The organism is Pectinatus brassicae (assembly GCF_014201835.1).
Taxonomy (GTDB): Bacteria; Bacillota; Negativicutes; order Selenomonadales; family Selenomonadaceae; genus Pectinatus; species Pectinatus brassicae.
Genome location: NZ_JACHFH010000025.1, coordinates 15650 through 41647 on the forward strand (window position 1 = coordinate 15650; position 25998 = coordinate 41647).

Below are 25998 nucleotides of genomic sequence, written 5' to 3' on the forward strand. Positions count from 1 at the left end.
ATCCTCGACAGTTTTGCATATGTTTATCCTTGTAAAGGTTGAGAATATGACAATAGAAACTAAAGATGCTATATTATGGAAGAAATTTTATACGCTTACCAAGGAAATGCATCGTTTTATAAAAAAAAATGATGTGGATATGTTTTTTTCCTTGTTGCAACAGCGTATGGATTTACAGAAAATGTTGGAAGATATTCCTAATAAGACATACCATCAAACGGATGACGGTAGAGAACTTTTAACCAAAATTAATATGATGAATGTCAAAATAAAGGCCTTGTCACAATCATGGCTTATACGGATGCGCAACCGCAACAATAAGGTGCGCTCGTATGATTATATGGCAGGGCCGGCAATGGGAAATATATTTAATAAAAAACTTTAAAAATATTTTATAAAACACTTAAGTTTTATTATTTGTTGCCGATATTATTAATAGAATTGAAAGTAGGGCAAACTGAGCGATCGGCAGGAGCCTTGCTTTTAAGATAAATATGTCGTCCAGGAAGATGACAATAAAATTAACCAAAATCAGGGAGGAATTTCTCATGGCTTTAGTAGTAAAAAATAATATGTCAGCTATCAATACGCTGAACATCATGAACAGTAATAATAATGCTTTATCTAAGAGCTTACAAAAAGTATCTTCAGGTATGAAAATCAATAGTGCAGCTGATAACCCAGCTGGCTATGCAATTTCCGAACGTATGCGTGTTCAGATTCGTTCTTTGGACCAGGATAACCAGAATGCACAAAATGGTCAGAATATGTTAAAAACAGCTGAAGGTTCTGTTTCTTCAACAGTTGACATTTTAAAAACTTTAAAAGAAAAAGTTCTTGATGCTGCAAATGATACCAATACTACCTTTGACCGTAAAACTATTCAGGATTACCTGAATCAGGCAGTAGACCAAATTAATGATAATGCTAATACCACTTATAATGGTCAGCTTCTTATTGATGGTTCGAAAAATAAAGCAATTTCTACAGCTTCAACTGTTACTTATACTAATTCAAGCTTGTCTACAGCTACTACTTTTGGTTCAGCTTTATCATCATTGTTAGATCGTAATGGTAATTCATTAAATATTTTAAAAGGTGATACCGTTAGTATTTCTTATACAAATAATGGTAAGACAACAACTACCAGTTTTTCTGTAGGAACTAGCAATTTGACAGATGTATTTAATAATGCAACATCTGGTACTGCTTATAATAAATTTGGCAATAGTGCTTCATTTGGTACTACTTCTGCTAATAGTGTTATAGGTACAACTGCTGAAGGTTTGACTATGTATACAGCAGATGGCAGTAGTGCACTTTCAATTTCTTCTAATCAAGCTGGTACTGCAGGTAATATTTCAGGATTTACTATTAGTATCACTGGTACTGATGGTAATGTAAAAAAATCTGTTAACTCAGTACTTGATGCTTGGAGTGAACAAATTAGTGCGCAGGATAAATCCAATGATAATGCTATTAATATGCAGATTGGTACTAAATCCAGCCAGACTATCCGCGTAGGTCTATCTGATATGCGTGCTAAGGCACTTGGTCTTCAGGGTGTATCGACTGATGGTACTGTTCAGAATCTTGATGTTAGTACTCGTGCTAATGCTAATGCAGCTGTCAATGTTCTTGATAATGCTGTACAAAAAGCACTTAAAGAACAGACTAAAATCGGTGCTGTTGAAAACCGCTTAGATTACACTCAGAGCAATTTGACAACACAGAGTGAAAACGTACAGGCTTCCGAATCCACAATTCGTGATGCTAATATGGCTAAAGAAATGACTGAATACACTAAGAACAATGTTCTTATGCAGGCTTCTCAGGCTATGCTTGCTCAGGCTAACTCCAGTAGCCAGAACGTATTACAGTTATTACAATAATAGTTATAGGCTTATTTCGGTAAGTTTTTTAAGGCGGATGTTTATGGCATCCGCCTTAATTTTATATCTAACCACATAAAGACTTTGTGTGGCTAGATATAAAATTAAGTAACAATTGAAGGACTAAGGATAATTATGAAAATTTCAGCTTGTACAATAGTTAAAAATGAAGAAAAGAATATACAAAGATGGTACGATAATGCCAAACAATATGCGGATGAGATTATTGTAGTGGATACAGGGTCTACGGATAAAACTTTAGATATTTTAGAAAAATTACCAATACAGTTATATCATTATCAGTGGAAAGATGATTTTGCGGCGGCGAAGAATTTTGCAATAGATAAAGCAACTGGAGACTGGATTACATTTTTAGATGCTGATGAATATTTTTCTGAGGAAAGTTTAGCTAAAATACGAAAAGTTATTGAGAAAAATAATATTGAAGATAATATCAATATTATATCGTGTCCTAAAATAAATATTGATATTGATACAGGCAAAGAAATAAGCCGTTTTTATGATATAAGAATTTTTAGCAATGCGAGTAATCTGCGTTATACGGGGATAATTCATGAACAATTATTTAATGCAAATGGGAATTTGCAAATTAAAAAAGAAAAAGATATCGTGATTTTTCATACAGGGTATTCAACTAGTATTGCTAAACAAAAAGCACAGAGAAATCTGAAATTATTGCTAGAAAAAAAATACGAGAATAATGATATAATACCATGGCATTATATCGCCGATTGCTATTATGGATTAGGTGAATACAAGAAAGTAATAGAAAGCCTTGATAAATATTTTAATTTAAAAGAGTATACCGTTATAAATAATGAATGCAGCAATTGGCGCAATTATATTAATGCAATGTTAAAATTAGAATTACCAAAGGATAAAATACTTAATAAAGTGTTTTCAGCTATAGAAAAATTACCGGAAATACCTGATTTTTATGCTTTTGCTGGTATTATTTATTTTGATGAAGGAAAATATTTATTAGCAAAAAAATATTTTAATATGGCAATTGATATTTATAATAATATAGAATTAGATATGGCAGGAAGTAGTTTCTCAGCAGATGTGAATGTAGTAAATAATAAATTATTACAAATAAAAGAATTAATGAAAAATAAATTAACAGTATCTGCCTGTGTAATAGTTAAAAATAATGAAGAAGATATAAAAAAATGGTTGGAGTCTGTTGAGAAATTTAGTGATGAAATAATTGTAATTGATACTGGTTGTACAGATAAAACGATTGATATCATTAAAGAAACAGATGCATTAATATATCAATATCAATGGCAGGATGATTTTGCAGCTGCTAAGAATTTTGCGATAGACAAGGCCGAAGGCAGCTGGATAGTTTTTATGGATTCCGACGAATATATAGAATCAGCGATTGATATTAAAAATATATTAGGGAAAATTATTGATGAAAAAATTGATGCCGTTTTTTCTCGGATGATAAATATAGATGCTGATAATAATAATGCGGAAATAAACAGATTTTTACAGACAAGAGTATTTCGTAACCATAGAAATATCTATTATCAGGGAAGAATACATGAACAGTTATATAAAAATGGGCAGGATTTGCAGCAAGTTGTATGTGAAGATATTATTATCTATCATACTGGATATTCGCAGAAGCGATATTTGACAAAGATGAAACGTAATCTGAGGTTGTTGCAGGATGATGTAGATAATAATGGCAAAAATAAACGACATTATCGTTATATGGCCGATTGCTATTATGCCTTAGGAAATTATAGTAAGGCAATATACTTTTATAACAAACATATTGCATCGGGGTTACAGTCTATAGGTAATGAAAATGATGTATATTATAATTTAATTGAGGCAATGCTGCAGGAAAATTATAGTTTACAGGATATATTATTAATACTTGATGTTGCTAGTAAAAAATTTATAGATTATCCACAGTTTTTGATGCAATATGGTAAGGTATATTTTTATTTGACAGATTATGAAAAGTCAAAGACATATTTTGAAAAAGCGCTGTTTAACCATAAGAATGTTGTGCAGTCTTCAGATAATTTTACAGCACTTATACCGAAAATTTATCGTTATTTAGCTAAGATATATTTATATTGGGTTGATTATAATAAAAGCATGTTTTATATAGATAAGTTATTATTATCAGACAAATACAATATTGAAAATATAAAATGTATGTGCCAAGTGCTGAAACAAATATCATGGCAGGATGCATTGATGTATATAAATAAATATTACGCTAATAATTTACAGGACTATTTAAGTCTAATTGATGGAAGTTTTTGGTCAGAAACGCAAGAGATTTTTACTTATTATAATAATAAACTCTATGAGGAATATGGTATTATTTCAGAAAAATGGCGATTGGGGAATATAATGATGCAAAAAAATAATGAATTTGATAAACTACTGGCACAGGCTAGTGAAAAAATAAAAATGATGGTTGTTGCTCTATTGATGTTGAATAAGTTACCGGAAGAATATCATACGATTTTACCTGAAAGTGTTTGGCATTGTTTACAGACATATTATGGCAAACAAAATTTGCAATATGAAGATTTCTCTACGTATATGATGTTGTTACCAACAATAATATTAAAAACTAATGATAATATTTTAGGAACATATATTTTATTAATAAAAGATTTTTCAGTACAAGATAAAAAACAGGCAATAATCGGATTATGTAACTTGAAAAAATGGCAACAGGCATCATTATTATTAACAGAAGAACTTGTTAAAGGTAATATAAAGGACAATGAATTAGTATTGAATTTTGCTAAATGTAATTATTATATGAAAAATTGGCAGACAGCTGAAAAATATTTTAAAGAAATAGCAAAGATAAAAGAATATGAAGCTGAAGCTGATTCTTATCTTACATGGATTGAAGAACGGAGAGCTGGTAAATGGTAAAAATATCAGCTTGCGTGATAGTAAAGAATGAAGAAGAAAATCTGCCTGATTGGTTAAGATGCATGAATGATATTGCTGATGAATTGATAATAGTTGATACAGGATCAACTGATAATACTAAAAAGATTGCCAAGAGTTTTTCAAAAGTAAAATTATATGATTTTACATGGTGTGATGATTTTGCTGCAGCCAAAAATTTTGCTCTTTCTAAGGCTACAGGAGATTGGATATTATTTCTTGATGCTGATGAATATTTTAATAAGAAAGATCTGGGCAGAATAAGAGAAAATATCGAAGTTTTAAACAGTAATAATAAATTGAAAATAATAATGTTTAATCGCATAAATGTTGATAAACAATCTAATAAAATTCAAGGGGATGCATATATTGTCAGAGGTATAAAAAATGATTCACGAATTCGTTATAAGGGAAAAGTTCACGAACAATTGTTTTATAATGATGAAGAAATAACAGATATAGCGGTTATTCCTAATGTAATGCTTTATCATACAGGTTATTCGGAAACAATTGTAGAAGATAAATTAAAACGAAATTTGAAAATAATGCAGGAGGATATGAAGTTAAATGGCGAAAATCCTCGCTATTTTGCTTCAATGGCAGATTGTTATTATGGCCTAGGCGAATATGAGAATGCAATTATTTGGGCGCATAAGTTTATTGATACAGGTTTGGTGGCATTAGGCAGCGAAAAGCAGGTATATTATACATTGCTGGCAGCTATGCAAAAAGCGCGATGTTCTTATCAAGAATTAGAAAAATGCTTATTAGAAAGTATAGAAAAATTTCCACAAGATGAAGTATTACAGCAGGAAAGGCAAGCATTATTAATGAGAAAAAAAGATGTTTTTATTTCAGCATGCGTAATAGTAAAAAATGAAGAAAAAAATATCGAAAATTACTTAAAAAGGATTAAATCCATTGCAGATGAGATAATTGTTATAGATACTGGATCTACAGATAATACAATTAAGCTGGCAAAAAATAATGGTGTTTTTGTACATTCTTTTAAGTGGATTAATGATTTTGCAGCGGCGAAAAATTTTGCCTTGGAGAAGGCTAAAGGAAAGTGGATAATATTTCTCGATGCGGATGAGTATTTTAAGTCTGAATGTGTAGAACAATTAGTAAATTATATAAAAAAATATGATATAACGAAAATAGAAGCATTAGCCTGTAAATTTTTAAATATTGATAGTGATAAAGATAATAAAATTTTAAATACTTTTTATCAGGTGCGAGTATTTCGTAATGACAAAAATATTCGCTACAAAGGACAAATTCATGAGAGATTATATAAAAAAAATAATGAAAAAATAAATATTAAAATTTTACCGGAAGATATAGAGGTTATTCATACTGGATATTCTTCCGCAATAATGCAAAAAAAAGCTAAAAGAAATTTGGAATTATTGCAGAAAGAAATAATTGAAAAAGGTGAGCAATCGCATCATTATTATTATTTGGCAGATTGTTATTTTAGTTTAAGTGATTATGAAAAAAGTATTTATTATAGTAGAAAATTTATTGATAGTGGGTTGCAAATGATTGGAGTAGAAACCAATGTTTATACAAGATTAATAGATTCATTATCGTTAGCTAATTATCCTGTAGAAAAAATTTTAGAAGCGGTAGAGTTGGCAATAAAAAAATTTTCAGAAATACCCGATTTTTATTTTATGAAAAGTTTTTTTTTGCTGCGAGAAAAAAACTATATAGAAGCTGAAAAATATTTGAATATTTGTTTTAAATATTGGCACGTAGCTGATCGTAGAGAATTTGCAATATCAATCATGGAAAACGTAAGAGAGCAAATTTATTTGGTAGCGGGTATACTAGCTGAAACTAAAGGGCTGGATGCACTGGCTATAAATTTTTATATTAAAGGATTGGAACAGGATAAATATAATAAAGAAGTTTTGGTACGATTGTATAACTTTTTTTTAAAAAGACCAGTTAAAGTTGTAATAAATATGTTTAATAAATTATATTTATCAGATATTAAAGATAGTAAATTTATAATAAATACATTGGATGAATATTATCATGGAGAAGTATATTATTTTTATTACAAAAAAATTAATAAAGTATCAAAATTAGATGAAGCAGTTGCACAGAAAAATTTTGAATGTGTAGTTGAAAATTTGAAAAATGATTTGGTTAATATATATAAAAAAATAATTTTAAAAAGTATCGAAGCTGGTAACTCCGATTTAATAAAAACAGCATATGTTATATTGCCTATTCAGTATAGAGTAGTATTGAATAACGCATATAAATTGTTTAAGCAGGTGACTTAATAATGAATATAACAGCGTGTGTAGTAGTAGAAAACAAAGGAAGAACATTAACTAGATGGTTTAAATGTATGAGGCAGATTGCCAATGAAATAGTCATTATAAATATAGGTTCTATAGATAATATAAGAGAAATCGCAATGGAGGTTAATGCTAAAGTTTATAGTTTAAAAAATAAGGATGATCTTGCTGCAGCTAAAAATTGTGCATTGGATAAAGCGACTGGTGATTGGGTGATATTTCTTGATGACAATGAATATTTTACGGATGAGTCATTAGATATATTGAAAAGAGACATGTTGGTAGCTGATGATAAGATTGATGGATTTGTATGCAGAAAGAAAAAATATGTAAAATGTGAAGCAATAGATAATTTTTATAAACTATGTGTATTTCGCAATAATAGAAATTTATGTTATAAAGGTTGTAGTTATACACAATTAGTAAATGGGTTACAGAAAAAAATAAATATAACAGTATTAGATGATCTAGTTATATATTATACTAAGTGTTCATCAAGAGTAATGGCGGAAAAAATACGATATAGTTTAAAGCTATTAAGACAAAATAACGGTGAAACAGCAACTCTTATTCATTTAGTAGAATGTTATATAGATATAAAGCATTACGATAAAGCAATAAAATGTTGTGAAAAGTTCATTATAAGTAGTAATAATGATAATAATTTGCGAATATATATATATAGTAAGTGGTTGGAGATGGTAATTGATATAAAAAGTAATTATGTTGCAGCTCAAAAAGTATTAAAAAATGCAATAAAGGAATTCCCTAATAATGGTGAAGTACTTTATTTTAAGGCTAAATTATTGTATTTACAGAAAAAATATACAGAGGCCGAACAATGTTTCAAAGAAATATTAGTATTAAAGACGGATAATGAAAATTTAAATGCAAGTATGCTAGCGGGAAGATATGCCGACATCTATGCTGATTTGGGACGATTGTATGAATTAAAAGGTCAAAATAATAGAGCTATAAAAAATTATGTTAAATCGTTGCAAATAAATTGTTTTAATAATGACATATTAGTTTATTTATATAGACAGATAAATAAACTGGATGATATCTATAAAATAGAACTATTAAATAGCATTTATGACGGTCAAAATAAAATAGGATTTTTATTGAATATGCTGTATAATACTTTGTCAGAAAAAATAAGCTTATATTATAAAAAGATGCTGCAGGAAAAATATAATGTTAAATTTCCCTGTAGTATAGCAAATGACTTTTTTATTACAGGTAATATAAAAGGGACTATAAATATGTTGGGATTTGGATTGGAAGACACTTATAAATTTTTAGCAGCAGATGCTATTATGAATAAACGGGGAAAAACTCAATTACAAAATAAAATACCAGCTGTCTATAATAATATAGTAAAAGACTATGATTTGTTGAAGGATATCAAAATAGATACAGATAATAAGAAGAAGTATAGTGATATTAGTGTTATAGTAAAAATGAGTGACAGGGATAAAAATAATGGAAAATAATAATATTAAAATATATAGAAAAAATTTGAATGAAGCATCACAAAAAGCAGATTTTAAAGAAATATTAACAATTTCCTTAAAAATATTAGAAATACTACCAAATGATTATCAGGCATTATTAAGTATTGCTAAGGTTTATATTACATCAGCTAAAGAAAAAACAGCGCTAAAAATATTTAAACGATTGATAGCTCTCTATGGCGATAAAGATTGGGATATTATGTATTATCTGGCTCGGGCCCAATATCAAATGACTGAGACCATGGGGGATGTAGAACCAGTAAAAAAATTGCTGCAAATTCCTAAATTGACTAAGTATCAAAAAGAACAGACATATGATTTATTTAAACGACACTATATACTAACAGGTGATACGGGATTGGCTTTAAAATATAATAAAAGATGTATTGAATATAGTACTGATATAGATAAGAAACATGATGAATATACAAATTATTTGTTTAATCTGCACTATTTACATAATATAAAAGCAGAACATTTATATAAAGAACATAAGAAGTTCAATAATCTTTTTAGTGACATACCACAGTATGAACATAAAATGGAGCGTACTGGAAAAAAGAAAAAAATAAGAATTGGCTATATCTCACCAGACTTTCATAAACATGCTGTAGTATTATTTGTTTATCATATGCTTAATAAATATGATGAAAAGTATTTTGAGGTTTATTGTTATGCCAAATGCGATGAAGATGATATCAGCCGACAAATAAAATCATATGTGGATAAATGGACAAATATATTAGGAATGTCAGATAAAAACACAGCTGACTGCATTTATAATGATAAAATCGATATATTATTCGATTTAGCAGGTCATACTAAGGGAAATTCACTTGCAGTTATGGCAAGAAAACCAGCGCCTATTCAAATATGTGGCATTGGTTATTTTAATACTACAGGGTTAAAAGCAATGGATTACTTTTTGACGGATGTATTTTGCGATGAGCCAGGTAAGAATGATAAATATTTTACAGAGCAGCTTTTATACATGCCACATTCTCATTTTGGCTATACAGCAGTTGATATGTCATGGAAACCTAAAGATGCCGCCTGCTTGAAAAATAATTATATTACATTTGGCAGTATGAATTTTTTTACAAAAGTAAATTCGCAGGTAATAAAAGTGTGGCAGAGTATTTTAGATAAGGTACCAAAGTCACGTTTGTTATTAAAAGATCGTACGGTAATGACACCAGTTGTTTTGGCGAAAATAAAAAAACGCTGGCAAAAAGCTGGACTTGATTTAAATCGGGTTGATTTTGAAATTGCTACACCTGATTATTTTAAGTCATATTATAAAATAGACATAGCACTTGATACATTTCCTTATCCCGGTGGAGCAACTACTTGCGATGCGCTTTACATGGGCGTGCCGGTAATTACATTAAAAGGTCAGCGGCATGGAGCTAGATTTGGCTATAGTCTTCTTAAAAATATTGGCAGCATTGATGACTGTATCGCTTATTCATTAGAAGATTATGTTAATAAAGCTGTGCGATTGGCAAATAATTATCAGCGCATAAATTATTTGCATTTAACATTGCGGGAAAAAATGCAGCTATCACCAATAATGAATGGCTATCTATATATGCAAAATCTGGAAAAAAAATATATTGAAATCTGGGAAAAATATACAGGCATTGAATTTAAAATAAATAGAGAGGATAAAATTCGTTCTGCTGAAATATATCGTCAAAGTATGCAACATAAACAAGAAATTAATATATTAAAACAACTTAATAATGATAAAAAATTTTATTCGAATATGGCAGAAGGGTATACTGGACTAGGTGATACTAAAAAAGCAGCTAAATATTATTTATTAGCAAGTAATAGTGTGAATGATATAGATGAAAAAAGGAAAAATTATAGTGCGTATCTTTTTAAATTATTATTTTATAAAAATGATATATTAAAAATAGTTGCCACACACAAAGCCTATCAGCAATTTTTTACTGATGTAAAAAAAATGCCAGTAAAAAAAAGTAATAATGATAAAATTCGTATTGCTTATATTTCCAGCGATTTTCGACAAAATGTAATGTTTTCTTTTTATCAGGCAATGTTTAACAAATATGATAAAGGAAAATTTGAAGTTACATGTTATTGTCTTAATAAAGAAGATGTTTTTACTGAACAAATAAAAAATAAAGTAGATAGTTGGAAAAACTTATTTAAAGTTGATATTTTGAGAGCAGCAAAAATAATTAATAATGATAATAATGATATATTATTTGATTTATCTAGTCATACAGCAAAAAACATTTTGTCGATTTTAGCATATAAACCGGTAGGAATACAAATATCAGGATTAGGTTACATGGGACCGATTGGGCTTGATGCAATTGATTATTATTTATCGGATAGGTACATTTGTCCGAATGAAAATGAAAAATATTTACCAGAAAAACAAATAAAAATGAAACAAAGTGTATTTTGTTATACAGCAAAACCGGATTTGCCAGAAAGTATTGGTGCACCGTGTGAAAAGAATAATTATATAACTTTCGGTTCATTTAATAATATAAATAAAATTACTGATGAGGTATTACAGACATGGAATAAAATATTGCAGGCAGTTCCAAATTCCATTCTTGTATTAAAAGATCATTCATTTATAAGTCTTGATACTAGGATTGAATTTCAGAAACGGTTAGAAAATTTAATGATTGACCAGCAGAGGATATATTTGGAATGTGCTGATTCTTTTTATATGCAGCGGTATCTTGAAATGGATATAGCACTGGACACATTTCCCTATAACGGGGGCGGAACTACTTGTGATGCACTTTATATGGGAGTACCGGTCATTTCACTAGTAGGCAATAATTATGTATCACGCATGGGAAATAGTATTTTGAATAATCTTAATTTAGGTGAATTAATAGCAGAAAATATTACAGAATATGTTCAGAAAGCGATAAATTTAGTTAATGATGTTGAGTTAGTAAACCTTTTACACAAAAATTTACGGATAATAATGCAAAGATCCCCGTTAATGAATGAAAAAAAATATATACAAGAATTAGAAGAAAAATATATCCAGATCTTAAAAAGTAGAAAAGTAGAAAAGTAGATTTAGTTGTAGTAGGAGCTATAAAAAGGTAATTATATATTCTATCTAGAATATATACAAGTATTATATGTCAAATTGAAGGAAAATAAAAAAATACAAGGACGGTAATAGTATGAGTTTAACAAATGAAAATTTTAATAACATGGAACTAAATACAGAAAAAGCAGTACAAGAATGTCGTGAAGAAATTGACAAATTAAAAAGAGAATATAAGTATAATGCTGTGATGGAGAAAATAATAAGTCTATTTAATGCTGGGCATACAGATAGTGATTTAATGCTTGATTTATCGCAAATTTATTATAATATACAGGATTATGAACGAGCAGAAAAGTGGGCAATAAATGCTTTTACTAAAGATGGTAATTTGGACGCTCATATTTTTTTGGCGAAAATATATTCCGCCGATGATAAGATAGAAAAAATGGCAGAAATATTAAATTTAATATTAATAAATTCTAAAGATGAATTTACAAGTGAACAATCAAAAATAATTGATGATTTATTATTTTATATTGAATTATCATATGAGGAAGATGAAATAAAAAATAAATTCCCCAATATTGCTAAATGGATTAATATGGATGATGATATAGGAATATCTCCCCGAAATATAGTTCAGGCAGATGAAATTATAGAGGACTTAAATGAAGAAAGTATCATCCAGCCAGAATTGATAGATGAAAATGATAGTGTTTTTTCCACAAGCGATATATGTAGTAATAAGGTTGTGTTTGATTTAAAAACAGTTGTTGTTAAATCTGCCGAAGGTACAGCTATAAATGAAGATGAAATATGTCAACTACAAACTTGTAAGCCAGCTGACATTATAACTGAGATAGAAAATTTAAAAATCAGTCTTCATAAAAAGCTGTTAGTGTACAATTTTATGGCTTCAGTATATTATAAGATAGCTAAATTTGATGAGGCAATTGTTTTATTAAAAACAGCACTTTCTATTGATGATGAAAATGAGTTTATATTAAAAAATCTTGGTTTTGTTTTTTATAAAAAAGGCGAGCTAGAAAATGCTAAAATTGTTTTCATGGCAATTACTAATAAGGATTTTATGATCTGTGAATTATTAGAAAAATGCATTTGATAATTAAGAAAAAGCTGCTAAGATAGATATTCACCTTAGTGGCTTTAACTATAGGAGATATAAATGCGAAAAACAAAAACCAGCATTATTATATTAACATATAACAAATTAGAATATACAAAGCTTTGTATTAATAGTATAAGGTATTATACTGCAGGTAATGATTATGAGATAATTGTGATTGATAATGGTTCTACAGATAATACCGCAGAATGGTTAAAACAACAAAACGATATAATTAGTATTTGTAATAAAGCTAATAAGGGTTTTTCAGGTGGTTGTAATCAAGGAATAAAAATTGCAACAGGGACGGAAATATTGCTTTTAAATAATGATACAATTGTAGTTCCAAATTGGCTTAGTAATTTAAAAAAAGCATTATATAGTTCAAATAAAATAGGTGCTGTAGGACCAGTAAGTAATAATTGCACTAATTGGCAAACAATTGAAGTAGAGTACAATAGTAATAATTTATCGGAAATAGTGGAATTTGGCAAAGCATATAATTGTATAAGTGATAACACAAGGTGGTATTTGAAAGTTAAATTAGTTGGTTATTGTATGTTAATAAAAAAAGAAGTAATTGATAAAATAGGTTTACTGGATGAACAATTTTTCCCAGGTAATTTTGAAGATGATGATTATTCTTTACGCATTTTGCAAGCTGACTATAAACTTTTGCAATGTAGTGATACATTTATTCATCATTTTGGAAATATATCATTCAAGGACAATGATGAGATTTTTAGGAAAAATTTATTAGATAATCATAAGAGGTTTGTTGAAAAATGGAAAATTAATGCAGTATATTCTAGTCGAGATGATGACATATTGGACAATTTAAATATCAACCCACAGACAAGATTATTAGAAGTGGAATGTTCATGTGGAGCATGGTTAGCGGAAGTTAAAAGAGTTAGTCCAACAACTAATGTATATGGGATTGATATAAATAAAAATTCAGTTGACATAGCAAGAAAAATATTTCCTATAACTTGTGGAGATATTGAAACAATGGAATTACCATATAATGAAAAGTTTTTTGATTATATTATTTTGCAAAATGTATTACCACGTATAAAAAATCCAATAAAGTTATTAAAAAAATTAGCAAGGTATATAAAAGATGATGGACTAATAGTATTAAGTTGTTATAACTTTATGCATTATAGTAATATAGAAAAAATTTTATCAGGAAAACTTGATTATGAGGATAATCTTTGGGAAGGAGCATTTGCTGAAAATAATATACGGGTTTTTAATTTAAATATGTTACGTACAATAGTTAAAAAAAGTAATTTGCAAATATCTTTTTGTGTAGCACCAGTGAAAGAATCTATGGATAAAAATATTAATAATAATTTAGTAGAAAATATATTAAAAAGTCAGTTAGTATCAGGAAAATCTGAATGGGAATTAAAAGCATATAAATATATTATGCATTTAAAAAAGAAAAATTTATCAAATGTGGGTAAGAGAAAGTTAAATAATAAAAAAATAGAGTTTATTACATGTGTTAATAATATAAAGGAATATGAACTTTGCGTAAAATGCATTCGAAATTTAAAAATACCGTCAGATTATAATGTTGAGATAACGCCAGTACTAAATGCTTCATCTATGGCGCAAGGATATAATAAAGGAATGCTTAAAAGTGATGCTAAATATAAAGTTTACTTGCATCAGGATGTGCGAATTATAAATAAAAACTTTATATATGATATATTGCGGTTGTTTAACAAATCATCAAAGATTGGATTGATAGGTGTTGTTGGTGCAAAAAAAATACCTGACAATGGTGTTTGGTGGGAAGCAAAGGAACGTTATGGATGTTTAATTCATAACCCTGGAGGAGTATTATTTGAAGATCGGTTTGAAGAACAGCAAATGACTGGAGAATATGAGGAAGTACAAGCTATTGATGGGAATCTTATGATAACACAATATGATATTTATTGGCGTGAAGATTTATTTAAGGGATGGCACTTTTATGATACGTCGCAATCAATGGAATTCGCAAAAAAAGGATATACTGTAATAGTACCTAATATAATGGAACCATGGAATATTCATGAATGTGGTATAAATCCGATGAATGGATACGATATTGATCGGGAGATATTAGTAAAAGAATATGAATTATAACGATAAAAATAGTTAGTAAAAAATATAGCATGTAATTAATTTACATAAAGGGTGGATATTAAGTGAAAAAAATTTCTTTTATTATTTATAAGAAAAATGATATAAAGTATAAAAAATTAATTATTTCTTTATCGTTTTTAAATATTCCTGATAATGTTTTTGTTAATGTTGTTACATTAACAGGGGAGGGATCTATTGCATCAATATATAATGAAGGAATAAATGTTTCTAAGGATGCTGATTATAGAATTTATGTGGATGAAAATATAAAAATATTAGAGAAAAATTTAATTAGTAAAGTAGTTGGAATTTTCGATAATGATTCTAAGATTGGGATTATGGGATGTATTGGGACAACAGCGATTTCATTAACAGGTGGTTTTTTAGAAAAAAGTGGAAAAGTTAAAATAAATGAAAATGAAAAAATATATGATGAATTTCTTGAAAAATATAAAGAAGTAATCGCTGTAAGTGGAGTATTAATGGTTACACGTGGTAATATTTTATGGAGAGAAGATCTATTTAAGGGAAATGGATTTTGGGATATTGCGCAATGCATAGAGTATAAACGTAGCGGATATAAAATAGTTATACCACAACAAAATAATTGTTGGATTCAGACTGATGAAATAAAAACTAATATTGAAGAAAAAAGTAGGAAAGAATTTTTAGATGAATATTCAAAAGATATATTTCCACTTGTAACTGTAATAATCCCTACATACAATAGGCCTAAATACTTTAAAATTGCACTTGATAGTGTAATAAATCAAACATATAAGAATTTAGATATTTTTATTACTGATAACAGTACAAATAATTTAACAGAAGATTTAATGAATGAATATTTAGCTAGGGATAAGAGAATAAAATATATTCATCATAAGAATTATGCTGCAATAGATAACTGGAACTGTGCGAGAAAATATAATAATCCTAAAGCCGAATATGTGAATTGGCTTATGGATGATGATGTTTTTCACCCTAAAAAAATAGAAATAATGATGGGATATTATTTAAATAATAATGGGATAAGTTTAGTAACATCATATCGTAAACGAATAGATAAAGATGGAAATGAGATTAGAGATATCGAAACTACTAAGCAATTGAGTAATGTTCTAAAAAGATATAATGGGATAAGTGTAGGCAGGATGATTTTATGTAATTTTGATAATATCATTGGAGAACCAACAACTGTGTTAATAAAAAAGAAATTTTTAAAAAATAATAATTTGGGATGGGAAAAAGATGCGGGAAAATATAATGTGCCTGATTTTCCAACGTGGCTTAATTTACTTAGTAAAGGTGATATGATATATATTCCAGAGGCACTAAGTTATTTTCGTTGTCATGCAGGGCAGAGACAATTCCAGCCAATGGTACAAATATATTGCATAATATGTTGGTTAATACAAGCTCAGTATGCAATAAATAATAGAATATTTTTGTTGGAAGAAAAAGATATTCGAACAACATTATTTACCGGCACGATGTTTGTCATTAATGGATTGAAAATTTTAGAAAATATAAATGAGTATAGAACTGAAAGGGAAATGTTGGAGAATATATTACAAAGCATAGGGAATGCTTTTTTTAATGGATATATTTTAGATTTTAGCATAGATATTAATAATGAAGAACAAAAAAAATGTGCATGTTGTGGACAAAGGGTAGAAGAATATTTGCCACTACCTGATTATTATTTAGAACAATATAAGAAATATAATGTAACGGCCAAAGTGAGACCAGAAATGCTGAATAAATATGCATATACTTGTCCGAAATGCGGTGCTACTGATAGGGAACGCGCATATGCGGCTTGGATGATAAGAGAAATTCCATCAAATAAAAAAATTAGAATATTAGACATAGCACCAGTAAGATCTTTACAGAAATTTATATTAAAAAATTATCCATTGGCAGAATATCGAACAGGAGATTTTTTAAGAGATGATGTTGATTATAAATTAGATATTATGAATATGTATCAGATAGAGGATGAAAGTATTGATTTCTTTATTTGTTCGCATGTATTGGAACATGTGAGTGATGATTTAAAGGCTATGAGAGAATTTAAACGAATACTGAAAAAAGATGGAAAAGGTATTTTGGTAGCACCGATAAATTTAAACCAAAAACATATTGAAGAGGATCCAGACTGTACAGATGTTGGAGAACGTTGGCGAAGATTTGGGCAAGAGGATCATATAAGAAGGTATTCAAAACAGGGCTATATGGAAAGATTGAAGATGGCAGGATTGGAAGTACAGGAGTATACAAAGAAAGATTTTGGTAGAAAAGTAATGCAAGAAAATGATCTATCTGATACATCAACTATTTATATAGTAGGGAAAGGCAAATAATGGAAAAATTAAAGCAACCTACATATGTTACAAGAGCGTTTTTGCCACCAATAGAAGAATATGAAAAATACCTACATACAATTTGGGAAAAACATTGGTTAACAAATAACGGAGAATTGCATAAAAATCTAGAAAAAGCATTAACAAATTATTTAGGTGTAAAAAATGTTACATTATTTGTAAATGGACATTCAGCGTTAGATGTGGCAATAAAAGCATTAAAACTTAAAGGTGAAGTTATAACGACACCATATACATTTGTTTCGACTACGCATGCAATTGTCACAAATAATTTAAAACCTGTTTTTTGTGATATAAAAATGTCGGATTATACAATTGATGAAGAGCAAATAGAAAAACTGATTACACCTAAAACATCAGCAATCATTGCAGTACATGTATATGGATATCCATGTAATGTAGATCAAATAGCAAAAATAGCTGATAAATATAATTTAAAAGTTATATATGATGCAGCTCATGCTTTTGGCGTTAATGTAAATGGAGTTCCTATTGGCAATTTTGGTGATGTATCAATGATGTCATTTCATGCCACCAAAGTTTTCAATACAATTGAAGGCGGTGCTCTATTATATAAAAATGATATATATAAACGAGAATTTGAGCTATATAAAAATTTTGGAATTACAGGGCAGGAAACAGTTGAAGCAGTAGGTGAAAATGCCAAAATGAATGAATTTCAGGCAGCAATGGGATTAGTTAACTTAAATTATGTAGATAAAGAAATAGAAAAACGTAAAAAAATAACAGATATTTATGTAGATAAATTAAAGAAAATTTCCGGAATAAAAGTGATTGATATTAAGTTTGAAGGGCATAATTATGCCTATTTCCCGATATTAGTTGATGAGACTAAATATGGTAAGACAAGAAATAATTTATTTGAACAGCTCAAACAATATAATATATTTGCCAGAAAATATTTTTATCCATTAACATGTGATAGTCAGTGTTTTTTAGAACAATATAAGAATGTGTTATTACCTGTAGCTAGATATGTAAGCGATAGAATATTAACATTACCAATTTATGGTGATTTATCTGAAGATATAGTTTTAAATATTTGTGAAATAATAGAGCAAAATTAAAAATAATATTTATTTAGGGAGACTTTTTTATGAAACAATTATCGCATTTAGATAAATTAGAAGCAGAAGCAATTTATATAATGCGAGAAGTAGCAGCAGAATGTGAAAATCCTGTGATGCTGTATTCCATAGGAAAGGACAGTTCTGTAATGCTTCATCTGGCATTAAAGGCGTTTTATCCAGAAAAACCACCATTTCCTTTTTTACATATAGATACAACATGGAAATTTAAGGAAATGATAAAATTTCGTGATACAACTATGCAAAAATTAGGTCTTAATTTATTAGTTTATACAAATGAAGATGGTGTAAAAAAAGGAATAAATCCTTTTGACCATGGAGCTGCTTATACAGATATCATGAAAACGCAGGCTTTAAAAGAAGCTTTAAACAAATATAAATTTACGGCGGCTTTCGGTGGTGGTCGGCGTGATGAAGAAAAATCTCGGGCGAAAGAGCGTATTTTTTCATTCCGTAATGAATCACAAAGCTGGGATCCCAAAAATCAAAGACCGGAAATGTGGAAATTATATAATACTAAAATTAATAAGGGCGAAAGTATGCGGGTATTTCCTCTTTCTAATTGGACAGAAAAAGACATTTGGCAATACATACAAAGAGAAAATATAGAAATTGTATCATTATATTTTGCTAAAGAACGGCCTGTTGTTATAAGAGATGATAATATTATTATGGTCGATGATGAGCGTATGCGTTTCTTGCCGGGAGAAAAAGTCCAAATGAAAAAAGTTCGATTTAGAACATTAGGCTGCTATCCATTGACTGGGGGCGTAGAATCTGATGCCGATACACTCGATGCTATAGTAGATGAAACTTTAGGCGCTGTATCTTCGGAACGAACCAGCAGAGTAATAGATCATGAAGCAGCAGGAAGTATGGAACGTCGTAAAAGAGAGGGATACTTTTAATGACAAATAGAAGTAATAGTTTATTAAAATTTATTACATGCGGCAGTGTTGATGACGGAAAATCTACTTTAATTGGTCATATGCTGTATGATGCCAAATTATTATTTGCAGACCAAAAAAGAGCATTGGAATTAGACAGCAGAATTGGCAGTAATAACGGTGAAATAGATTATTCCTTACTGCTTGATGGTCTAATGGCAGAACGAGAACAGGGAATAACAATAGATGTAGCTTATCGTTATTTCACAACAGAAAAACGCAGCTTTATTGTTGCTGATACACCGGGGCATGAAGAATATACGCGTAATATGGCAGTAGGGGCATCATTTGCTGATTTGGCAATTATTCTGATAGATGTGACAAAAGGTGTACTTCCGCAGACAAAACGCCATACAAGAATTTGTGCTTTTATGGGAATAAAACATGTTGTTTTTGTTATTAATAAAATGGATTTAGTATCATATAATAAAAGTACTTTTGCAGATATAAAATTGGATATAAGAAAATTGACAGCTGAATTTGAATTTTTATCGCAGTATATTATTCCTGTTTCGGCTACTAAAGGGGATAATATAAACACATTAGCGGAGAATATGAAATGGTATACAGGCAGTCCTCTATTAGATTATCTGGAAAATATAGAAATAAATCAGGCAAGAGAAAACCAAGGATTTCTTATGCCTGTACAAAGAGTAGTACGTCCTGACCATACATTTAGAGGATTTCAGGGACAGATAGAAGTTGGGAATATATGTACAGGTGATGAAATTACTGTTTATCCCAGCCGAGAAACAGCAAAAATATCATCGTTATTTTTAACAGATAAAAAAGTAGAACAGGTTCAGGCAGGGCAGGCAGCAACAATTCAGCTTGATCAGGAAATAGATATATCCAGAGGCTGTGTATTAGCAAATAACTTTAATATTGAAGTTAGTAATGCCTTTGTGGGAACCTTACTATGGATGGATGATCAGGAACTTATAACGGGGCGGAATTACTTTCTTAAAATAGGTACTAATTTAGTGCCGGCAACAATTATGCGCTTAAAATACAAAATTGATATTAATACAGGTAAACATGTAAGTGCAGAGCATATTTACAAAAATGAATTTGTAGTTTGCGAAATTATACTTGCTTCTAAAATTGGAATTACATCATTTTTAGAAAATAAAGAGCTGGGGGCATTTATTCTAATTGACCGTATAACAAATATGACATCAGCTTGTGGGACAATAACAAATACATTAAGACGAGGCACTAATTTAAGTTGGCAAAAACTGGATATAAACAGAGATATCAGGGCAAAACAACTAGGACAAAAACCTGTTACCATTTGGTTTACTGGTCTTTCAGGATCAGGGAAATCCACATTGGCTAATGCCTTGGAGAAACAACTTGTAGCGATGGGCAGACATACCATGCTGCTTGATGGAGATAATATTCGTTTGGGATTAAATAAAAACCTTGGATTTACCCATGAAGACAGAGTAGAAAATATCAGGCGAATAGCTGAAACAGGCAAATTAATGAATGATGCCGGATTAATTGTACTAACATCATTTATTTCCCCTTATCGCGAAGACAGAGAAAATGCCCGTAATATTATAGGACAGGAATCATTTATAGAAATATTTGTTGATACACCACTCGAAGAATGCGAAAAACGTGATGTAAAAGGACTTTATAAAAAAGCCAGAAATGGCGAAATTCCTAACTTTACCGGGATAACAAGTCCATATGAAAAACCATTAAACGCAGATATAAAAGTGAATACTGTTGAACATAAAATAGAAGAAATTATTGCAGCAATCATTGAAAAACTGAAACAAACTGGTGTGCTAAAAGTGTAATTATACAGTAGGCAAAGGATTTGAACTTATGAAAGAACTTCTGTTACTAATGTTTAGAATAGGGATAATTGGCTTTGGCGGAGGCAGCGCCTTAATACCAGTTATTGAAAAAGAAGTTGTAAAAGAAAAAAAACTTATTACCAGTAATGAGTATAATAAATATATTGTGGTGGCCAGTATTACGCCGGGCGCATTGCCAGTGGAATTAGCTGGTGGGATTGGTTGGAAAGTTGCCGGAATCAGGGGCATGATTTTATCAGCAATAGCGATGGCTTTTCCTGGCGCTATATTTACCTATCTGTTTTTATTACTAATATCTTTTGCAGATAAATCAATACTACAGCAAATATCATTTATGTCATTTGGTGTAAATATATTTATAATAATTATACTAACAGAGTATGTGTGGCGGATTATAAGACAGGCGATAACATCAAAACGATTTCTCAAACAAATATTTATTATGTTGTTGGTTTTCTTTTTTACAAGTGAAAAAAACTTGTCAATACTCTTAGGTATCAATTATACACCAACATTTAATATATCAACACTAAATATTTTTGCCATGGCATTTTTTATAGCAGCATTTACACAAGGAGTATTTAACAAAAAAAATTGGATTATAATTATTAGTGTGTGTAGCTTATATTTATTATGTATTAGTAAAATAGGACTTATACAAAATGTTTATATAAAATATATGGTTGAATCAATCATGGTATTTTTAGGTATATGGGGATTTATGCACAGCATAACAGCCAATATTATAAAGCGAAAACTTCCAACAAAACTATGGCAGGGAGAGTGTACGTTTTTTTTGATAATATTAGTATTAAGTATTATCGCTGCCAGCTATATATCATTTGCCGGAATAGAGTTTGTATTTCATGGTATTTTATCCTCGTTGATGTCCTTTGGCGGAGGTGATGCCTATTTAGCAGTAGCAGATGCCATGTTTGTGCAGGCTGGTTTTCTACCAGGAGATATTTTTTATGGGCAGATTATACCTATTATAAATGTATTGCCGGGATCAATTTTATGTAAAACACTTACAGGAATAGGATATTATATAGGGCATACTTTTATTGGCACGTATTTAGCGGAGATAACTTTTTCTGTTATTGGACTTATTACTGGTGTAATTGGTTCATGCAGTGTTTTTTATTTTATATTAGTATTGTATGAAAGGCTGGAGGCCTTACCGTTTCTTCAGGTTATGAGACGATGGATACAGCCAATTATTGCTGGAATGCTGCTTATGGTAGCAGTTTCTTTAATAATTCATAATATTAAGATAGGGCAGCAGAGCTACTTCACATCTTTGGAAATATGGGGAATTATCGCAGTGATATATCTAGGTGGAATTTTTTTTCTTTATAAGATTAATATAAATCGTTTTATTAGTGTTGTTTTTTTAATACTAGTCTCTAGTTTTATTTTTAATATGAAATAATATATAAGGTGGGAATCTATATGAAAGTGGCTATTATGCAGCCATATTTTTTACCGTATTTAGGTTATTATAGTCTTTTAAAGCAGGTTGATTACTATATTTATTTAGATGAAGTACAATATATTTATCATGGATGGATTGATCGTAATCGAATATTAAAACCAAATGATGGATGGCAATATATAAAAGTGCCTATAAAAAAACATAATAGGGAAACGCTAATAAAAGATATTATTATTAATAATGATAATAATTGGAAAGATCGTATTTTAAATCAAATCATACATTACAAGAAAAAGGCAAATTATTATTATAAGGTTAAAAATTTATTAGAGTATGTTTTTGATGAAGAATTCACAACGATTAGTCAATTGAATATTGCAATGGATAAAGCTGTTTGTGATTATTTAAAAATAGATACACCAATAAATGTTTTTTCAAAAATGGACTTGAATATTGAAACGCCTGTAAAAGCAGATGAATGGGCTTTAAATATATGTAAAGCCTTGGGTAACATTGAAGCTTACTGGAATGCGCCGGGAGGAAAAGAATTTTTTGATGAAAAAAAATATAAGGATGCAGGAATAGAAATAAAATTTCCTAAAATAAATCTTACAAATTACAATCAGGGCAATGCTGTTTTTGAACATGCATTATCAATTTTAGATGTTATGATGTTTAATTCAGTAGAAGAAATAAATAAAATGTTGGATAGTTATTCTTTTATTTAAGGGAGTATATAATGTTTAATGAGCAAGATTTTTTAATAAATATTGTAGACAATTATCACAAAAAAAATTCTATAATCGAACAAATAAAAATGGATAAAAATAAACTAATTCTTTGGGGGTGTGGAGATTTAGCAAAAGTTGTTCTAAAATATTTAAGAAAAAATAAAATAAATTTAACAGCATGTGTAGTAGATTTTTCAGTTGAAGAAAATGAAATTTTCGATAATATTCCTGTTTTATCGAGGAGAAAATTGCGAGAAAAAAATGAATACTATAGTGTGATTATAGGGCACTCACATTATGATAAAGAAAAAGAAATTATACAAGAAAAGAATATAGAAAAAGTTTATGCAATAACAAGTATATGTTATGATCAGGAAAAAATAATACCATATGATTTTATTATAAAGCACAAAGATGAGTTTCAAAAAAATTTTGAGCTATTCGATGATAAAAAATCAAAAGAAAACATGTGTGCATATTTTAATGCTCGAATAAATGACGATTTTAAATATATTCTTGATTGTGATATTAGTGAAAAAACATATTTTAATAATGATGTATTTAAATTATCAGAGTGTGAGAGTTTTATAGATATTGGGGCTTATAATGGAGACACTATAAAAATGTTTCTAAATGCTGTTAACAATAAATATGAATATATTTTAGCATTAGAGCCAGAGAAAAATAATTATAAAGAATTAGAAAAATATATATCAAAAGAAAAGATAAAAAACATAGATACTTTAAATATTGGAACATGGAATAAAAATAAAAAATTATACTTTAATATAGATGAAACTTCAGGATCTTCTATCGTAAAAAAAGAATCTAAGCAGGTAATTGTTGTCAAAATGTTAGATAATATTTGTAAGAGTAAAAAGGTAACTTTGATAAAGATTAATTTTTTATCAGGCGTATTAGAAACAATTGAAGGGGCAGCCGAAATACTAAAAACTCAAACACCTAAATTGGCAATTGTAGTTGGATTTGATGAATGGAGTCTATTAAAAATACCATTAAAAATAAAAGAAATACAACCAAATTATAAAGTATATTTAAGGTATAATAGTGCAATGCCGGCAAGATTAGTTTTATATGCTGTAAAAAAAGAAGAAAAGGTAAATTGATTTATGTATAAAAAAATTGTAGCATTATATGGTGTACCACGTTCTGGAACTTCATGGGTGGGAGAAATATTGGACAGCTGTCCAAAGGTTATATATAAATTTCAACCATTATTTTCCTATGCTTTTAAAAATTACATAAAACCTGAATCGAAAGAGTCTGATATTAATAAATTTTTTCATGAATTATATAATAAAAAAGATGATTTTTTAGATCAAAAAGACAAAAGGGAAAAAGGAACATACCCACGTTTTGAAAATAAAAATGAAAAACCTGATGTTTTAGTATATAAAGAAGCTAGATATTTGTATACAATACCTATTATCTTGAAATTAATTGATAATATAAAAATGATATTTATTGTACGTAATCCGTATGATACGCTGGAATCATGGATTAATGCACCTTTGGAATATAATGCACAATGGAATATTCAAGATGAATGGGAGTTTGCGCAAAGTAAAAATGAGTTTTTACCAGAAAATTATTATGGGTATTATAAATGGAAAGAAAGTATAATGCTTTTTAGTAAAATGAAACAGTTATATCCCAATAAGGTAAAAATTATAAATTACGAAAAATTAGAAAAACAGGCTGAAGATGTAACAAAAAATATGTTTTCTTTTTTAGAATTTCCATATACAGGGCAAACGGAAGAATTTTTAAGACTATCTCAGTCAAAATCAGTAGATGATCCTTATGGTGTTTATAGAAAAAAAGGTGAAATAAGAAAGAGACGAATTTATTTACCAGCAGATATAAAATTGAAAATAGAAAAAGACTTAGAAAAATTTTTTGAGTATCAGCAGTTAAATAAAATAGTATAATGGTCTCGTAAATTAAGACATTTTTGAACACGTTTATAATGAACCTGATATACTGTAGGTAACACTCGAAAGAAGGTTCATTTATGTCTCGAAAAAGAAGAAATTTTACAGCAAAATTAAAATCGGATCTTGTTCTTGAACTGCTCAAGAGCGAGAAAAATCTCAACTCGATAGCTACCGAAAATAGCATACAGCCAAATCTTTTGCGAAATTGGAAAAAGGAATTTCTCGATAAAGCCTCTGTTGTCTTCGATGATTCCCGTGAGGAGAATATCAGAGAAAAGCTTGACAAGGAACGCAAAGAGAAAGAAGCATATGCTAAAAAGGTTGGTCAGCTCACCATGCAGGTAGACTGGTTGAAAAAAAATCTACAGAACTCCTTGAATCTGACTACGAAAGTAAATTTAGTCCGAAACCTTTTGACGACTAAAGAACTTCCAGCTCAAAAGGGCGCTGAATTACTTAAAGTAAATCGTACTAGCATTTATTACAAGGGTGTTGTTGCTCGCCGTTTTTGTCCTTGCCTTGCCCAAGACATTTGCCAAAACCTGCTCCCATGTTTTGCCGCATAACGGCTTAAAATTTGGCACC

The 25998-nt window shown here is 29.2% G+C and carries 17 protein-coding genes; all 17 read left to right on the plus strand.

From position 1 onward, the window contains the following. Positions 1–46: 46 nt before the first annotated feature. Positions 47–385: a hypothetical protein gene (locus tag HNR32_RS09750; RefSeq protein WP_183862130.1), complete on the plus strand. Its 339-nt coding sequence runs from the start codon at positions 47–49 to the stop codon at positions 383–385. Positions 386–548: 163 nt separating this feature from the next. After that, a complete protein-coding gene (locus HNR32_RS09755) occupies positions 549–1892 on the plus strand; it encodes a flagellin N-terminal helical domain-containing protein (protein WP_183862133.1) in 1344 nt (447 codons plus the stop codon). Between the two features lie 135 nt (positions 1893–2027). Beyond that, positions 2028–4835 carry a glycosyltransferase family 2 protein gene (locus HNR32_RS09760; protein WP_183862135.1) on the plus strand — a complete coding sequence of 936 codons (2808 nt, stop codon included), beginning with the start codon at positions 2028–2030 and terminating at the stop codon, positions 4833–4835. Next, positions 4829–7153: a glycosyltransferase family 2 protein gene (locus HNR32_RS09765; protein WP_183862137.1), complete on the plus strand. Its 2325-nt coding sequence runs from the start codon at positions 4829–4831 to the stop codon at positions 7151–7153. The genes HNR32_RS09760 and HNR32_RS09765 overlap by 7 nt, the downstream gene beginning before the upstream one ends. A 2-nt stretch (positions 7154–7155) precedes the next feature. Then, positions 7156–8667: a tetratricopeptide repeat-containing glycosyltransferase gene (locus tag HNR32_RS09770; protein WP_183862139.1), complete on the plus strand. Its 1512-nt coding sequence runs from the start codon at positions 7156–7158 to the stop codon at positions 8665–8667. Next, the gene (locus tag HNR32_RS09775) at positions 8657–11767 is read left to right on the plus strand and encodes an O-linked N-acetylglucosamine transferase, SPINDLY family protein (protein ID WP_183862141.1); all 3111 of its coding nucleotides are present in this window, start codon (positions 8657–8659) and stop codon (positions 11765–11767) included. The genes HNR32_RS09770 and HNR32_RS09775 overlap by 11 nt, the downstream gene beginning before the upstream one ends. A 112-nt stretch (positions 11768–11879) precedes the next feature. Then, positions 11880–12869 carry a tetratricopeptide repeat protein gene (locus HNR32_RS09780; protein WP_183862143.1) on the plus strand — a complete coding sequence of 330 codons (990 nt, stop codon included), beginning with the start codon at positions 11880–11882 and terminating at the stop codon, positions 12867–12869. A 63-nt stretch (positions 12870–12932) separates the two neighbouring features. Next, positions 12933–15014, plus strand: a complete 2082-nt coding sequence (locus HNR32_RS09785; RefSeq protein WP_183862145.1) for a glycosyltransferase — start codon at positions 12933–12935, stop codon at positions 15012–15014. 62 nt (positions 15015–15076) lie between these two features. Beyond that, on the plus strand, positions 15077–17380 hold the full coding sequence (locus tag HNR32_RS14385; protein ID WP_183862147.1) for a glycosyltransferase: 2304 nt from the start codon (positions 15077–15079) through the stop codon (positions 17378–17380). Continuing rightward, complete coding sequence (locus tag HNR32_RS09795; RefSeq protein WP_183862149.1) at positions 17380–18489, plus strand: DegT/DnrJ/EryC1/StrS family aminotransferase; 1110 nt, start codon at positions 17380–17382, stop codon at positions 18487–18489. The genes HNR32_RS14385 and HNR32_RS09795 overlap by 1 nt, the downstream gene beginning before the upstream one ends. A gap of 29 nt (positions 18490–18518) precedes the next feature. Beyond that, positions 18519–19418, plus strand: a complete 900-nt coding sequence (cysD, locus tag HNR32_RS09800) for a sulfate adenylyltransferase subunit CysD (protein ID WP_183862151.1) — start codon at positions 18519–18521, stop codon at positions 19416–19418. Further along, positions 19418–21268 (plus strand): adenylyl-sulfate kinase, encoded by a 1851-nt coding sequence (gene cysC, locus HNR32_RS09805; protein WP_183862154.1) that lies wholly within the window; start codon positions 19418–19420, stop codon positions 21266–21268. The genes cysD and cysC overlap by 1 nt, the downstream gene beginning before the upstream one ends. A gap of 28 nt (positions 21269–21296) precedes the next feature. Continuing rightward, positions 21297–22721, plus strand: a complete 1425-nt coding sequence (locus tag HNR32_RS09810; RefSeq protein ID WP_183862155.1) for a chromate transporter — start codon at positions 21297–21299, stop codon at positions 22719–22721. Between the two features lie 20 nt (positions 22722–22741). Continuing rightward, positions 22742–23452, plus strand: a complete 711-nt coding sequence (locus HNR32_RS09815) for a WbqC family protein (protein ID WP_183862157.1) — start codon at positions 22742–22744, stop codon at positions 23450–23452. A gap of 11 nt (positions 23453–23463) precedes the next feature. Next, positions 23464–24582 carry an FkbM family methyltransferase gene (locus HNR32_RS09820; RefSeq protein ID WP_183862159.1) on the plus strand — a complete coding sequence of 373 codons (1119 nt, stop codon included), beginning with the start codon at positions 23464–23466 and terminating at the stop codon, positions 24580–24582. Between the two features lie 3 nt (positions 24583–24585). Beyond that, the gene (locus HNR32_RS09825) at positions 24586–25407 is read left to right on the plus strand and encodes a sulfotransferase domain-containing protein (RefSeq protein WP_183862162.1); all 822 of its coding nucleotides are present in this window, start codon (positions 24586–24588) and stop codon (positions 25405–25407) included. 83 nt (positions 25408–25490) lie between these two features. Beyond that, complete coding sequence (locus HNR32_RS09830; RefSeq protein ID WP_196611193.1) at positions 25491–25979, plus strand: transposase; 489 nt, start codon at positions 25491–25493, stop codon at positions 25977–25979. The last annotated feature ends 19 nt before the right edge of the window (positions 25980–25998 follow it).